Annotated in this window: 13 protein-coding genes; 8 read left to right on the top strand and 5 right to left on the bottom strand. The window is 33.5% G+C overall.

Annotation, left to right across the window (positions count from 1 at the left end):
* Positions 1 to 48 precede the first annotated feature (48 nt).
* From E0W73_RS07860 to E0W73_RS07825, 8 genes are all read left to right on the top strand, one after another.
* Positions 49 to 666: a hypothetical protein gene (locus E0W73_RS07860; RefSeq protein WP_135221534.1), complete on the top strand. Its 618-nt coding sequence runs from the start codon at positions 49 to 51 to the stop codon at positions 664 to 666.
* A gap of 66 nt (positions 667 to 732) precedes the next feature.
* Complete coding sequence (gene amaB, locus E0W73_RS07855; RefSeq protein ID WP_135221533.1) at positions 733 to 2,286, top strand: L-piperidine-6-carboxylate dehydrogenase; 1,554 nt, start codon at positions 733 to 735, stop codon at positions 2,284 to 2,286.
* 72 nt (positions 2,287 to 2,358) lie between these two features.
* A complete protein-coding gene (locus E0W73_RS07850) occupies positions 2,359 to 3,420 on the top strand; it encodes a HipA domain-containing protein (protein WP_135221532.1) in 1,062 nt (353 codons plus the stop codon).
* Entirely contained in the window at positions 3,417 to 4,070 is a 654-nt protein-coding gene (locus E0W73_RS07845; protein ID WP_135221531.1) for a hypothetical protein, read from the top strand. Before E0W73_RS07850 ends, E0W73_RS07845 begins: the two co-directional genes overlap by 4 nt.
* A gap of 473 nt (positions 4,071 to 4,543) precedes the next feature.
* Positions 4,544 to 5,230: a leucine-rich repeat domain-containing protein gene (locus E0W73_RS07840; protein WP_162847676.1), complete on the top strand. Its 687-nt coding sequence runs from the start codon at positions 4,544 to 4,546 to the stop codon at positions 5,228 to 5,230.
* A gap of 17 nt (positions 5,231 to 5,247) precedes the next feature.
* The gene (locus E0W73_RS07835; RefSeq protein WP_135221529.1) at positions 5,248 to 6,291 is read left to right on the top strand and encodes a hypothetical protein; all 1,044 of its coding nucleotides are present in this window, start codon (positions 5,248 to 5,250) and stop codon (positions 6,289 to 6,291) included.
* Between the two features lie 95 nt (positions 6,292 to 6,386).
* Complete coding sequence (locus tag E0W73_RS07830) at positions 6,387 to 6,860, top strand: LemA family protein (RefSeq protein WP_244248449.1); 474 nt, start codon at positions 6,387 to 6,389, stop codon at positions 6,858 to 6,860.
* Positions 6,844 to 7,245, top strand: coding sequence for a hypothetical protein (locus tag E0W73_RS07825; protein ID WP_135221527.1), 402 nt, complete (start codon positions 6,844 to 6,846; stop codon positions 7,243 to 7,245). The genes E0W73_RS07830 and E0W73_RS07825 overlap by 17 nt, the downstream gene beginning before the upstream one ends.
* Positions 7,246 to 7,302: 57 nt before the next feature.
* On the opposite strand, the gene E0W73_RS07820 is transcribed toward E0W73_RS07825, so the two are convergent.
* The 5 genes from E0W73_RS07820 to nuoL form a co-directional block, all read right to left on the bottom strand.
* Positions 7,303 to 10,053: a pectate lyase family protein gene (locus E0W73_RS07820; RefSeq protein ID WP_135221526.1), complete on the bottom strand. Its 2,751-nt coding sequence runs from the start codon at positions 10,051 to 10,053 to the stop codon at positions 7,303 to 7,305.
* Between the two features lie 403 nt (positions 10,054 to 10,456).
* Entirely contained in the window at positions 10,457 to 11,227 is a 771-nt protein-coding gene (locus tag E0W73_RS07815) for a Bax inhibitor-1/YccA family protein (protein WP_135221525.1), read from the bottom strand.
* Between the two features lie 163 nt (positions 11,228 to 11,390).
* Positions 11,391 to 12,782: an NADH-quinone oxidoreductase subunit N gene (locus E0W73_RS07810; RefSeq protein ID WP_135221524.1), complete on the bottom strand. Its 1,392-nt coding sequence runs from the start codon at positions 12,780 to 12,782 to the stop codon at positions 11,391 to 11,393.
* 63 nt (positions 12,783 to 12,845) lie between these two features.
* Entirely contained in the window at positions 12,846 to 14,285 is a 1,440-nt protein-coding gene (locus E0W73_RS07805) for a complex I subunit 4 family protein (RefSeq protein WP_135221523.1), read from the bottom strand.
* Positions 14,286 to 14,295: 10 nt separating this feature from the next.
* Positions 14,296 to 16,167: an NADH-quinone oxidoreductase subunit L gene (gene nuoL, locus E0W73_RS07800; RefSeq protein ID WP_135221522.1), complete on the bottom strand. Its 1,872-nt coding sequence runs from the start codon at positions 16,165 to 16,167 to the stop codon at positions 14,296 to 14,298.
* Position 16,168: the final 1 nt, after the last annotated feature.

The raw sequence follows: 16,168 nt of genomic DNA, 5'->3' as shown, positions 1-16,168 counted from the left end.
ATCATTGTAATTAATCATAAATTTACATTTGTCTAAAAATATTAAATCATGATTAGAAACATAGTTTTCGTACTGTTTTTTATTTTAATGTCTTCAAAAGCATATTGCTGTGATTGCTCTGGAAAACCATCAATAGAGAAAAATTGGGAACTAGCAAGCGAGGTTTTTGTTGGGGAAATAGTAAAAATAGATAGCTTGTTATATGGAAGTTATGGCCAAAAGGTCTATGTGTTTTCAGTAAAAATAAAAAAGTCATACAAAGGGAATTTTTTTCCTGGTTATGAATTTAGAGATTTGCTGGCTACTGATTCTGGGTCTTGCGACTTCTTTTTTGACATCGGGAAAGAATATCTGATTTATGCTAAGAGTAGCAGTTATGCCTTGTATAGCTCGATTTGCTCGAGAACTGATTTATTAAAAAATATCGATTCGACAGAATTAGTTTTGTTAAATAAATTGAACAAAGATTTTTTGAATGATAAAAAAGTTAAAATTTCAAGATTTCAAGATAATATTGAATATCAAATCGACTTAGTAAAAAATTCTTTTGAAGAAGAATTGAAGAGAAAAGAAATTATTATTTATGGTTTGTCTATATTGAGTTTTATTCTCTTTTTGATCATTTTGTTTTTAGGAAGCAAGAAAGCTTTTAAAAGGAATATTTAATTGAAATTCAATCTGAAATAATATCTTTACATTTATAATATAACAATTTTAACTAAAAAAGTTACAATGACAACAATAGCATCGCAATTTGGAATGAAGGAAGCTCTGGAAAAATTGGGCATCAAAACCATAAATGAAGGAACATCGACAGGAACAAATAATTTTTCATCGGGAGAAATTTTAGAAAGTTATTCACCTGTTGACGGAAAATTAATTGCTTCAGTAAAAATGTCAACGTCTGAAGATTACGAAAAAGTAATTCAGACCGCAACGGAGGCTTTTAAGACTTTTAGATTAATTCCTGCGCCACAACGTGGTGAAATTGTACGTCAGTTTGGAGAAAAATTGCGACAAAATAAAGAGGCGCTTGGTAAATTGGTTTCTTACGAAATGGGAAAATCATTGCAGGAAGGTTTCGGAGAAGTTCAAGAAATGATTGATATCTGCGATTTTGCTGTCGGTTTATCGCGTCAGCTTCACGGATTAACGATGCATTCTGAAAGACCGGGACATAGAATGTACGAGCAATATCATCCGCTAGGAATTGTTGGAATTATTTCGGCGTTTAATTTTCCGGTTGCGGTTTGGTCTTGGAATACAGCATTGGCATGGATTTGTGGTGATGTATGCGTTTGGAAACCTTCTGAAAAAACACCTCTATGCGGTATTGCATGCCAGAATATAATCGCTGAGGTTATTAAAGAAAATAATTTGCCAGAAGGAATTTCTTGTTTGATAAACGGCGATTACAAAATAGGCGAATTAATGACCGGCGATACTCGCATTCCGCTTATTTCTGCAACAGGTTCGACAAGAATGGGAAAAATAGTGGCACAGAAAGTGGCAGCCCGATTAGGAAAATCTTTATTAGAATTAGGAGGAAACAATGCGATTATTGTTACGCCAGATGCTGATATAAAAATGACGGTTATTGGAGCTGTTTTTGGAGCAGTCGGAACAGCCGGTCAGCGTTGTACTTCGACACGTAGGTTAATCATTCACGAAAGTATTTACGATAGAGTTAAAGACGCATTAGTGGCCGCTTACAAGCAATTGCGAATCGGAAATCCGCTGGACGAAAATAATCATGTCGGCCCTCTGATTGATGTTCATGCTGTAGAAATGTATGCGTCGGCTTTAAATAAAGTAGTGGCCGAAGGCGGAAAAATTTTGGTTGAAGGAGGAGTGCTTTCAGGAGAAGGCTACGAAAGTGGCTGTTATGTGAAACCAGCAATTGCAGAAGCAGAAAATTCATTTGAAATTGTACAGCACGAAACTTTCGCTCCCGTTTTATATCTGCTAAAGTATTCTGGAGAAGTTGATAATGCAATCGAAATTCAGAATGGTGTTGCGCAGGGATTATCATCAGCAATTATGACTAATAATTTAAGAGAAGCCGAAAGATTTCTATCTGTAACAGGTTCTGATTGCGGCATTGCAAACGTAAATATTGGAACTTCGGGAGCAGAAATTGGTGGTGCTTTTGGTGGCGAAAAAGAAACCGGAGGAGGACGCGAATCAGGTTCTGATGCCTGGAAAATCTACATGAGACGTCAGACGAATACGATCAATTATACCACAAATCTTCCGTTGGCGCAGGGAATTAAATTTGATTTGTAAAATATGATAAACATCGGGTTATTTAAAATGCTTTTTCTATTTTAGATTAAGCATTTTTATTTAATTTATTTTATGAATCAATTTGAAGCGACATTTACGGATATTTCCGAATGGCACAAAAATGTGCATTATAGTACAGGTGGAACGAGAAGTAAATATATTGCTTTGGAACCAACTACTAACGATGAATATTTTTTCAAGGGATCTAAAGAAACAATTGAAGGGGAGATTAGATATCCGACAGAGTTTTGGTCGGAAATTGTTTCTTCAAAAATAGGACAGTTTTTAGGGTTTCCAATGTTGGATTACAATATTGCATTTGATGAAAATCATAAACAAAGAATTGGGTGCATATCAAAATCTATGATTTTAAATTCAAATGATAAATTAACAGAGGGTAAAACTTATTTAACAGGTTTTAGACCTCACTATGATCCCGACCAGCATAAAAAAGACTATACATTTCAATTTATTTGTGATGCGCTTAAAGACTTTTCTTTGGATCATTTTATCAAAAATATAATTGAAATTATTGTGTTCGATAGTATTATTGGAAATTCAGATAGACACCAAGAAAATTGGGGTGTTCTGTCAACTTATGAGTTAGATGAAGATTTGGTGAAAGAAGAGATATCAAGTGTTTTTGATAAAATTAAAAATAAAATAAAAAAACTGTCAAATAGCAATTTAAAAGAAGAAACAAAAGTTCATGTAAAAATGAACTCAGATTATGTTACGTACACTTATAATTATCATTTTGCTCCAATTTATGATAGTGGATGTTGTCTCGGAAGGGAGCATACTGATCAAAGAGTTTTAAAAATGTTGAATGATAAACAAATGCTGGAAGCCTATGTGAAAAAAGGTGAATCGGAAATTCATTGGAATGGTAATTTGAAGAAAAAAAAGCATTTGGAGCTCATTGAACTATTAATAAATGAAAATCCTAAAACTAAAAAATATATTAAAAGAGTCAAAGAAAGATATAATTCCGAGTTAATTAAAGAAATTATAGATAATATCGATAAGAACATTCCAATTAATTTAATTAACTTTAAATTATCTGACGAAAGAAAGCAATTGATGTTTAAAGTGATAACTTTGCGTATCGAAAATTTAATAAAACTTTTATGAAAGCAATAGGAAACATACACCTTATCTGGAGACCAGGAAAAGGCAGTAGTCGAATATCTGTAGGTACTATAAAAAAAAGTGCTTCAGAAGGAATCCGCTTTCAATATAATCAGGCAGGAGTAGATAAAGCAAAAAAACTTGGTTTTGTACATTACGAAGGTTTTCCTGACACGGATAAGATTTATTCTGAAAATGTAATTGAAATTTTTGGACAACGTTTAATTAGAAGCGAAAGACCAGATTTAAAGGATTTTTATGATTTTTGGGGCATTGATCTTACTAAAAGAGATGATAAATATTATATGTTAGCTTTTACGCAAGGTCTGCTTCCTACGGATAGTTTTGAATTTTTAGCTGATTTTAATCCAAAAGATGGACTATCATTTGTGACAGAAATAACAGGGTTAAGTGAAGCCAAAATTCCTTCAGAAATGATTGTTGTAGGGGATATTTTAAGATACGAATTAGAGCCAGAAAATGCTTTTGATAAAAATGCCGTTAAGGTTTTTAAAGGGAACTCTTATTTAGGACATATTAAACTTGTTCATTGCAAGGTATTTCATAAAACTCACAAGCAATTAATGTTAATTGTGAAAGGAGTCGAAAAAAATGGAGTTTTGAAAAGAGTATTTGTGAAAGCAAGTCTTTAATAATTTGTTATAAATTCTTTTCTTACTTTGACGAAAGTAAAGAGACTAAATAAATAGAAAAAACTATTTTCTTTAAAGAATTCCGAGTTAATTCAAATCAGGTTCTGATGCTTGGAAAATCTACATGAGACGTCAGACGAATACGATTAATTATACCACAAATCTTCCATTGGCGCAGGGAATTAAATTTGATTTGTAAAAGATACCCAATTTAATTGCAAACCGCTTTTTTCATTAATTGAAGAAAGCGGTTTTTTATGGCACAATTTGTAGTATTTTTACTTTAATTTGTGTTTGCCGTTATTTTCCGAGCATCATAATGATGACTAATTTATAAGCAACTAATAATGACTGTGATTTTTTTAGCTGGACTTACTCCTTTTGGATATGCATTTATTGGAGTTATTCCGTTATCTTTTTTATTGGCCTATCTATGGCTGAAATCATCCAATAAAAAACAAAAGGGTGGCTGTTTGTCTCTTGGTTTAGCAGCACTTTTAATTGGGTTTGCTTTAATGTTTCCTATTTCTTTCTCATTTGCTATTATTGAAAACGGAAATAAAATTGCAATAATCGGCGTAGCGGTTTTTTGGATTTTAATTTTAGGTCTGGTCGCATACTTTTTCATTGCAAAGAAAACGACCGCAGTAAAAAATGTGATTTTTTCTATAATAAAATATTGTCTTTATTTACTATTTCTTGGGCTGTTTCTTACACTTGTTCTCGGAATGGCTTATTACATTTACGCTCGTCTTTTTACATCAGAAAAAAAAGATGATCCAATTTGGCCAGCGTTTTTGTGCATCTTTTTTATAGCGTCTTTGATTTTAGCGGGATTTGGTCTTTTAAGCAGAAATAAGGAAGAGAAGAAAAAAGAAAAAACGACTTTTTATAATCTAGAGGAGGCTAAATTAAAACCAGAACTGGTTATCGAATTGGATTTGTCTAAACAACAATTGAAAACATTTCCTATAGAGATTTTACAGTTTAAAAGTTTAAAGTTCTTGGTTTTAAGTCATAATGAAATTACTGAAATACCGAATGAGGTCAATAAATTGCATAAACTTATCGGTTTGGATTTAAGTAATAATCCTATTTCAGACTTAGAGAGAAGCAGAATAAGAAAATTACTTTCTAGTGAAGTTGAAATTATATTTTAAAAACTATTTGCCATTTTATGAATGATCTTTTTGAATTTTTAACCCATAACAAAACAGATGCTGTAGAGGTTATTTTTTTAATGCTTTTTAGTTTAGGAATCGCTTTGTTTCAAACGGTAATTTTTTCTGGTCTCTTTAATTTGAAATTTCCAAATTGGCTGTTTTTTATTTTATCTCCCGCTATTGTTGGAATTAGTTTTTTAATAGACCCTTCTTTTCCTTTGGCTGCTGTGCTGCTATTATTTATTTCTGTTTTTGTTTTTGCAATTATAGGTATGATTTATTCGGGAATTCAAAGTAGTAAAGAGGATAAAATAGAGCGAGAAAAGTTTAATAAAAAACATAACATTCCAAAAACCACTTTTGGTCAAAAGATTCTAGGTTTTTTTATAGTAGCCAGCATTTTTGGAACTTTTGCTTTATTGGCGGAGACCGGAAATCTAAAACTTCTTTTTTTAATTATTCCCGGTTTTATTATCCTAAAGAATATCTTTTTTCCCAGCAGTAAAAGCAAATTTATGCGTCTGCAATCCATTCTTCCCACTTCAAAAATTGATTCAATTGCGATGGGAATGGTCGAAGTAGAAGGCGATTTAGAAGAAATCGAACCTATTATTTCGCCGTATTTTAATAAACCCTGCATTGGATATTATTATAAAATTGAAGAAGAAAGCAAACCTGACGATGATGGAAGAACGACTTATTCGACTATTTTTAGTGAAATTAAGACAGGTAAATTTAAAATTAAAGACGAAACAGGTTCTGTTACTGTTGACGGAGAAGGAATGGAGTACTTTTTTGATAGGGTTGATAATCAAAAGGGTGGTAAGACTAGGCATTCTGAAACGTATCTAAAAAATAATGATTATATGTTTTTGGTGGGTTACGCCTCTTCGGATAATGGAAATACAATCATAAAAAAAGGAAACCCAGATAGTGTATTTGGAATTGCAATTCCGAGAAGTATTTCCTTTAGAAATAAATACAAACTTTTGTTGGATTCTTTTTTGATTACCTTGTTTTTTATTTCGCTTCTAATTATTTATATCATTCTAAACTAACCAATATGACTGTTCAAAACATCGCTTTAATAGCCGGAATAATTCTTCTAATTATATTTTTTAATTTTTTCATCAGAATTTATAATAAGCTGGTTATGCTTAAAAATAATTATGAAAAAGCCTTTAGAAACATAGATGTGATTCTAATGCAAAGAGCAGAAGAAGTTCCAGAGTTGGTAAAAGTGGCTTCTAAATTTATGGAACATGAAACGGAATTATTAACGAATCTAACTAAATTAAGAACCGATTTTTTGAACTCAAAATCAGTTGGAGAAAAAATTGAAAATGCAAATGAGTTTTCAAAAACGATGAAAAACCTATTTGCTGTTTCTGAAAATTATCCAACCTTAGCATCCAACAGTAATTTTTTGGAACTGCAGCGAAGAGTTTCGCAAATGGAAGATAAAATTGCAGACAGAAGAGAGTTTTTTAACGACAGCATAAATCTTTACAATGTGGGAATTGAAGAGTTCCCTAACTTTATTTTAGCCAAAATGATGGGGTATAAATCTCAGAGTTTATTTGATGTAACACCAGAACAAAAGAAGTACGATGGAATTCAATTTTGATACTTTTTTTGGATATGAACAACTGATAAACAATCAGCCTGATATTGTTATGATTTATAGTTTTGCAGGCATAGTTTTCGGAATTTTGGCTTTGATTTTTTTAGCAATCATTAGTAGAAAACTTGGGCTTCATAGCATAAACAGTTTTATCATAAATCCGTTAATGCTGGTATTAGGACTGACATTTATAGTATCGATTCTGCCAACATTCATTTTCTACGTAGCTGCATCTGATATTTCTTTTGTAAAGATTGTTTACAGCTGGATTGTAATTTTTATTGGTATGTTATTTTTCGTTGGAATTAATCTAGAAACGATAAAAAAATGTTTGAGTGAATTTGGAAAAATAACAGAGCAACAAGAATTCAGAAACCGTAATAGATAGAAATAAAATGCAAAAGGCTTCCAAAATTTAGGAAGCCTTTCTTTGTTTAGAAAAGATTTATTTTTTTATGATTTTCTGATTAATCGTTCCTGCAGTAGTTTGGATTCTTGCAATGTAAGTTCCTGGTGCCAGATTACTGAAGTCGATTGTTTCAGTGTTTCTTTGAACAGTTTTTACCAAATTTCCTAGAATATTAAAAATTTCGATACTTTCCACTTTTTGAGCATTGTCAGTCAAATATAAAGTACTGTTCACCGGATTTGGGTGTAAAATTACTTTTTCTTCGGTCTGAGAAAATAAATCAGAATCAGCAATTTTTAAGTTTCCGGTATTGTAAATCGTGCTCATATAAAATAAGTTCGAAGTATCTTTTTTGGTTATAGTATGACTTCCCGCGGTAAGTGATACTGTTACAATTCCGTTTGTTGCTACTTTATCTATATTATCCACTTTTATAGTGGCTGCCGCTTCAACAAAGACCAAAGTTAAAGTACTTGTTTGAGTAGTTGTAAACGAAATGTTGGTAGAAGATTCGATTTTTAAACATTGGGTAAGAGTCAAACCATTATAGGTAACTGTTCCTTTTGTTGTAGAAAGGTTGCCTGTTATAGTGTAGAAATCGCTGTCTTTTCCAGATACAGTAAAATTATGTATTTCATCTCCAGAAGGATTACTAGTTGTAACGGTTATAGTTCCAGAAGCTGTTGCTGCGGTTCCTGTTCCTGTAGTCGTTACTGTATACGCTACATTCGCAGTTGGTGTTCCTGTAATGGTAATGGTCTTAGCCGAAGTGTTTTTCACAAAGCTGATTCCAGAAGCTGGTAACCCGGTTACTGTTGCATCGGTAGCAGTGCCGCCCCAAGTAAATACAATTGTATTTATTGCTGTTCCGGCTGCAACGGTTTGACTGTTGTTATTCGTAGATGTCAATGTTTGAGTTGCAGTTGCATTAACTGTTATTGTACCAGATCCTGTTGCAGGAGTTCCTGCCGAACCTGTTGTAGCAATAGAATAACTTACTGTAGCGGTTGGAGTTCCCGTAATTGTGATTGTTTTAGCTGTAGTGTTTTTTACAAATGATAATCCAGAAGCTGGTAAACCCGTTACTGTTGCGTCTGTTGCATCTCCGCCCCATGTAAAAACTATCGATTGTATTGCAGTACCACTAGCAACAGTTTGATTGTTGTTAGAAGTTGAGGTTAACGTTTGGTTTCCGATTGTTTCTCCTTGTACAGCAACCAAACTTGTCTGGTAAGCGTTTAGCGCATCTCTCAACCCTATGTTTACGCCATCTGCGGTATCATCAACGGCATTATTGAATGTCCATTGAAAATCGCCACCAGAAACACGTCCAGCATACTGCATAACTGTTGTTTTTGCATTTTCAGGACTTTCTGGAGTATAAGCATACATCACACTTGAATTGGTGTCGAAATTATTATAAGTTTTAGCTCCTTTTTTTGATTTGATACTACTGCTGATGGTTTCATTTCTAGTTGAAGCAACGTAGGCATCAAACTCTACAGGATATGTTGAAGTATCATATGCAATAAAACGGTTTTGTCCACTCATAGTGTTGTTGAAAGCTTTAATGGTACCACCGTCTTCGCTTGAAAATGTTCCTCCAGTTCCGTAAAAAATGTCTGTGCCTTGCATTGAAGTTAGCATCGGATATTTACAGTTTCTAAAAAAGTTAGCCTCTACAAATACAGAAGAACCTAGTGTAGATCCTACGCCGTATTTAGAATTTCCGTCATAATAGTTGTTGTAAACGTGAGCTGAATAATAACGAATTCTCGGATGACGTGAATCTGAATGATCGTACCAGTTATGATGGTAAGTGATGTATAAACCTTCAGTCGTTCCTTCGCTTAAACCCAATAAATTGCTTTTTCCGTTATCCCAAAAATGATTGTATGAAAAGGTAACGTAAGTGGATTTTTTGCAATCTAGAGCTCCATCACCTTTTATTTGATCTGCGTCGCCACCAGGTTTTCCATAAAAGAAATCACAATTATGTACCCAGACATAATCGTTGTCTTGCTGTAAACCAATGTTATCGCCTTCGCCACTATCCACATTCATAATTCCAATATTTCGAATTTCTATGTTTGAAGCATTTTTAACCCTAATCCCCCAGCCATCTGCTGTAGCATCGTTTCCAATTCCTTCCAGAGTGATGTAGCTTGCAGCATTGTTATTATTTTCAATTACTAAATCACCATTCATCATATAAGTTAAGTCGGTGATTTGACCAATCATGCGAATAATTAAAGGTCTTGTGTCTTTTCCTTTTTTATATCCGTCAAGTATGGTTTGCAGTCCGACACACGGATTTGCTGATGCGCCAGTAACGTTTAACGAAATTGTATTTTTTGTTTGTTGCGTAATGTAAAGAATTACAGCATTGCTTTTTGGCGTGCCGTCTGCATTATACGCGCCAGGAACACGAGCGTTAGAAAAGGCAAATCCAGATCGGTCATGTGCTTTTACTGTTAAAGAAGAAGTTGTGGTCCCGGTTCCTTCAGCACCCGAAATAACGGGTTTGATTTTTATAGTGTACGTTCCTGCTTTCAATCCTGGAATATCAGCTCTAAAATAGGTACCATAACTCCTAATGAGCTCGTTGTCAATTTTTTGGTCAACTAGCCCACCTCCAGTGTAGTATACATTGTAGGTTTGAGCGTTGCTTACTGGTTGCCATTTTACAAAAGCAGATTCAAGCCATCCCGACGCTTCGTTAATAGATTGAGCCCATAACTGTGCAGTCATGAGCATCACTGCCAGATAAAGTAATTTTTTTTTCATAATTGTTTGGTTTAAGGTTCATGATAATTAGTAAGTGGTTTAGTTGTAATCGATTACACAAAAATAAATATAAATTGATAATAATGCAGTTTTTTACTGATAAAATTTTGTATATCGTTAAAAATTACATTTTAAAAAATCAAAAATGCAACAAATTACAAAAATTGTAATTAATTGCATAAATTGAAATTTACAAATCAGTTGTATTCGTTGAGGAAGTTATTACTCAGCAAAAAATGTGGTTTAAAAATGGTAAATTCTTGCTTTTTTTATTGCATTAAAATTACATTAAAATTTGTAAGAAAAAAGACAAAATTATTTTTTATTATATTAAGATTCGCATATAAAATAAAAAAGCCTTTCTGGTCAAACAGAAAGGCTTTGATATGATAGAAATAAAAATTTAATCTCTACTGTATAATTTTGATAACAATCTTAAGAATTCGATATACAGCCAAACCAATGTAATCATCAATCCCATTGCACCGTACCATTCCATAAATTTAGGCATTCTTTGTTGCGCTCCTTTTTCTATTAGATCAAAATCTAAAAATAAATTTAAGGCTGCTATAATAATTACAAAAACACTAATTCCGATGCTCATCAACGAATTTCCGTAATGAACAGGAGTATAGTTAAATATTAGAGAAGCAAGCCAAGAAAATAAGTAATAAGTTGCAATTGCTAATGTAGCAGCAATAACTATCGACTTAAATTGCTCATTAACTTTTACTATTCTAAACTTATATAATCCCAGACAAACCAAGAAAGTAACCAAAGTTGCTCCCACGGCATTCAACACAATTCCTGGAAATCTTATTTCAAAAATAGCTGAAATTCCTCCGATAAACAATCCTTCAAATAATGCATATCCCGGTGCAAGATAAGGTGATGCTTGAGGCTTGAATGCAGAAATTACAACAAGTATCAAACCAACAATAGCACCTCCGATTGCAGGCAGCATCGGATTCATTCCATTAAATGCCATCCACCATGTAATCATAGAGGAAGCGCATAAGATTAGAAATAAGATTGCTGTTTTGTTGATTGTTCCAGAAATAGTCATTTCCTGATTATAATCAATAACTTGCCCGTTTACTTGCTGAGTTCTGGAAGTAGCGTTTGATGAAAATCGTTTATTACTTAAAAATGGGTTGTTAGAATTAAAGTTCATAGTTTAATACTTTTAATTGAACTCAAATATATGGAGTTTTTTTCAAGTGTAGTTTATCGTATAGACTTTTTTAACATGAATTTCTCTTCTTGTAATTTGGCTGAAAATAAAAAATCCATCAAAAGTTGTTTGATGGATTTTCTAAGAATATAGGGGTTTCCGATTAGTTTAGTAAATCTAAAACTAATGAAGGAAATAAACCTAAAATAATATTTAAGGCAATCGAAACTACCGCTGCGGCATAAATAAGGAATGGTTTTCCGGTTCTTTCCTGGTTAGGCTCTTTAGAATACATTGCAATGATCAATTTGAAATAATAACCAACGCTGATGATTGAGTTAATTACCGCAACAATTACTAAACTAACGAACCCTGCTTTGATGGTTTGGTCGAACAAAAATAGTTTTGCAAAGAATCCTGAGAAAATAGGAATACCCGCCATTGATAATAATGATGCGGTAAGAATCGCAGCCAAAAGCGGATTTGTTTTTCCTAGTCCGTGGAAATTTGTGATATCTTCATTGTCATGATCTCTACATACATATAAAATCACACTGAATGCCGCAATTCCGGCTAAAGCATAAGCCGCCGTGTAATACAATAAAACACCAGCTGAAGCAGAAACCGTTAATAGTGTCATTAACATAAATCCAGCGTGAGAAATACCAGAAAAAGCAAGCATACGTTTTACATTTACCTGTCTTAATGCCATGATGTTTCCGACAGTCATAGAAGCAATAGATAAGAATACAACGATATTCTGGAAAGTATATAAAAGATCCTGATTTTCTAGAGATGAAATTAAATTAAGACCAGAAACCAATTTAAACAATGTTGCAACGGCTACAATTTTAGCAAGCGTGCTCATTAAAGCGGTTGTCAGAGCAGGCGAACCTTCGTATACATCTGGAGCCCAAAAGTGAAAAGGAACAGCCGCGATTTTAAACAGCATTCCAACAACCATCAAAATCATTCCGATCGGAAACCATATTGGCAATTCGGCAGATAAGGCGCTTTCATGAATTTCTGTTATATCAAAACTCCCCATAGCTCCATAAATCAAACAGATTCCGAAAAGGATAATACCCGAAGCAAAAGAACCCATAAGAAAATATTTCATTCCAGCTTCATTGCTTTTGATGTTTAAACGGTCGCTTGCCGCTAAAACATACAAAGCGATAGAAAGAACTTCAATCCCTAAAAAGAACATAGCTAAGTTTCCGAACGAAACCATCGCAACGCCACCAGCCAATAAAAATACTTTTATAGCTACATAATCTGAAATTTTGGTTGGGTGATTATGATAAAAATTATGACTTAAAGCTACCAGAAAAATGGTTATAATGATAAACAAAGATGAGAAAGCAGTAGAGAATTTGCTCACTGTAATCATGTTGTTGTAATAACTTTGTTCTGCTCCAAACTCGCAATAATTAAGAGCCAAAACACCAAGCAATCCTGCAATGGTAATCGGAATAATGGCTTTCCTTAAATTAAGAATTTCAAACAATAGGCAAAAAATACCCAATCCTGTTATAGCTATTAATGTATTCATTTTTGTTTTTTTGATTTAGGATTTCAAAAAATAATGAGTTCCTAATTTATTTTGTTTAAAATATTAATTCTTATTGATTACGCTCAAAATAGTTTCAAGACTTGGAGTGATTAAATCTGTAATTGGTTTTGGATAAAATCCGAAGAACAATAATACAGCAATAATTACTGCAAATGAAATTCCTTCATTAAGGCTCACATCAGCAAATGTTTTTGAGTTTGCTTCTCCCAGCATTACCTGCTGAAACATTTTAAGCATGTAATAAGCACCTAAGATGATAGTAGTTCCTCCTAAAACTGCAAACCAGATATTAATTTGAGACAAGCTATACAATACTGTAAATTCTCCAACAAAATTGAAAGTACTAGGCAACGCAACCGAAGCCAAAACCAAAATCAAAAACATAGATGTAAATTTTGGAGATTGTATGCGGATACCGCCCATTTCTGAAATTTCTCTAGTTTCAAATCTTCTGAAAATAACTTCTGCAGCAAAGAATAATCCAACTACCACAAAACCGTGAGCAATCATTTGGAGTACAGCACCTCTTAAACCATCAAGAGTAAGAGTATAAGATCCTGCCGCAATCAAACCAACGTGTGCAAGAGAAGAGTAAGCCAAAAGTTTTTTCAGGTCTTTTTGTTTCAAAGCCACGATAGAGCCGTAGATTACACCTGCAATACCGAGAGAAATAAAAATATTCAAATACTCTTTTGCAGCAAGCGGAGCAATCGGCAATTGCCAACGAAGTACACTGTATAATCCCATTTTAAGCATGATACCAGATAAAAGCATCGTTCCAACAGTTGGTGCTTTTTGGTATACATTTGCCTGCCATGTATGGAAAGGAATAATCGGAATTTTGATCGCGTAAGCTAAGAAGAACGCCAAGAAAATCCATAACTGCTCGTTAGAAGATAATTCTGCAGCATATAATTTTTCAAGCAAGAAGCTTCCGGTTTTTTGGTATAAATAGATAAAGGCGGTCAGCATGAACAAAGATCCTGCAAGGGTATAGATAAAGAATTTAACCACTGCTTTTCTGCGTTCTTCAGCATCACCATTACCCCAGATAAGTGCGATAAAGTAAATCGGAACAAGAGCAAGTTCCCAGAATACATAATACAAAAGTCCGTCTGCAGCCAAGAAAGTCCCGGCCATAGCAAATGCCATAAATAAAATTAAGGCATAAAATGATTTGGCATTTTTGTATTCATTCCCAAAAGATGAAAATATAATAATCGGAGTTAAGGCAAGAGTTAACAAAACCATTGCAATTCCAAGTCCGTCTGCATTTAAGGCAAGAACGATAGTTGGTTTATTGATCCAGTTTGCGATAAAGCTAATGTTTTCGCCGGCATTATAATTATTCAATAATAGAATCGAACATCCAAGAGCTGCCAAACTAAAAAGTAATGCAACTTTTGAAGCCAGTTTGTCACCAGATAAATAAGTGGCAAATGCACCAATTAAAAGTATAATTAATATAGTAGAAACGTTCATAGTTATAATATTATTGAGCTAAAAATAAATAGGAAACAATTGCGCAAAGTCCTATGACAAAAACAAACAGATACAATCCAATACTTCCGGTTTGTATTTTTTTACCTTGAAAAGCGATTTCTCCTGTAACTTTTCCAAATCCGAAAACAAACGCGGCTATACCTGTTTCAATATAATCTCTAAAGAATTTAGATAAAAAGTTAATTGGCTTTACGATAACAGCTTCATAAATTTCATCGATATAATATTTATCATATAAAAGCTTAGACAAACCAATAATATTGTCATCAGATTCAGGTACATTATTTTGTTTGAAATATTTAATGTAAGCAATCAGTATTCCTAATAAACCGCCTAAAACAGCAACACCCATCAAAGTGTATTCTGTTGCGCCTAAATGGTGTTCTCCGCCTTCAGCTTTTGTGAAAAGAGGAGAAAGGTATTCATTTAGCCAACTGTTTCCAGGTAAACTAATTAATCCGCCAAAAGTGGCTAAAATAGCTAAGATGATAAGTGGAATAGTAATTAATGAACCACTTTCGTGCAAATGATGTTTTTGTTCTTCAGTTCCTCTAAATTCTTTGAAGAAAGTCAAGAACATCAATCTAAACATATAAAAAGCGGTCATGACAGAAGCAATAGACCCAACAACATATAATGGAATACTGTGATGGAAAGCCGTCAATAAGATTTCGTCTTTAGAAAAGAATCCAGAGAAGAATGGAACACCTGAGATTGCTAATGAAGAAATCATCATGGTCCAGAATGTAATTGGCATTGCTTTACGTAGTCCACCCATTTTGCGCATGTCTTGTTCTCCGTGTAATCCGTGAATTACAGAACCTGAGCCTAAGAATAAACAAGCTTTAAAGAAAGCGTGAGTGATTACGTGAAAAACAGCTACTTCATAAGCTCCAAAACCTAATGCCAAGAACATTAAACCTAATTGTGAAACTGTTGAATAAGCCAATACTTTTTTGATGTCGTTTTGAACTAAACCAATAGTAGCTGCCAATAATGAAGTGATAGCTCCAATAACTGCTATGACAGTTTGAACGTCAACTGCTAAATCAAAAACAAAGTTTAATCTTGTTACCATAAAGATACCTGCAGTTACCATCGTAGCTGCGTGGATTAATGCAGAAACTGGAGTTGGTCCAGCCATGGCATCTGGCAACCAAGTGTATAGCGGAATTTGAGCAGATTTACCACAAGCTCCAATAAACAAACATAAAGCGGCTAAAGAAAGTAACGGAGAACCTTCGGAAACTGCAGTTTTTAAAGTTGCATAATCTAATGTAGAAAACATTGACCCGATGATAAACATTCCGATTAAAAGACCTAAATCTCCAATTCTGTTCATGATGAAAGCTTTTTTCGCAGCATCATTGTAATCTTGGTTTTTATACCAGAATCCAATTAACAGGTACGAACAAAGTCCGACACCTTCCCATCCGATGAAAAGAACTAATAAGTTGCTTCCAATTACAAGTGTGATCATAAAGAAAACGAACAAATTCAGGTAAGAGAAGAATTTGTGCATGTTTTCGTCATCATGCATGTAACTGATAGAGTATAAGTGAATCAAAGACCCGATTCCAGTCACAAAAAGTAACCAAAGAACAGATAATTGATCTAATAAAAATCCGAGATTGATTTTTAAGTTACTGATCTGAATCCAATCAAATAAAGTAACTTCAATTCCTTTTCCAGTCGAATTTATTTGATTAAAAAGTACAAGAGTAACTATAAAAGAAATTGCTACGGCAAGTGTTCCGATTGTTCCAGAAACAGTTTTTCCTAAGCTTTTTCCAAAGAAAACATTGATTAAAAATCCTAAAAAAGGCGTTAATACTAAAAGTAAAGCTAAATTGGTATCCATT

This window comes from Flavobacterium foetidum (assembly GCF_004634245.1).
Taxonomy (GTDB): domain Bacteria; phylum Bacteroidota; class Bacteroidia; order Flavobacteriales; family Flavobacteriaceae; genus Flavobacterium; species Flavobacterium foetidum.
This window is presented reverse-complemented; position numbering and strand designations above follow the sequence as displayed.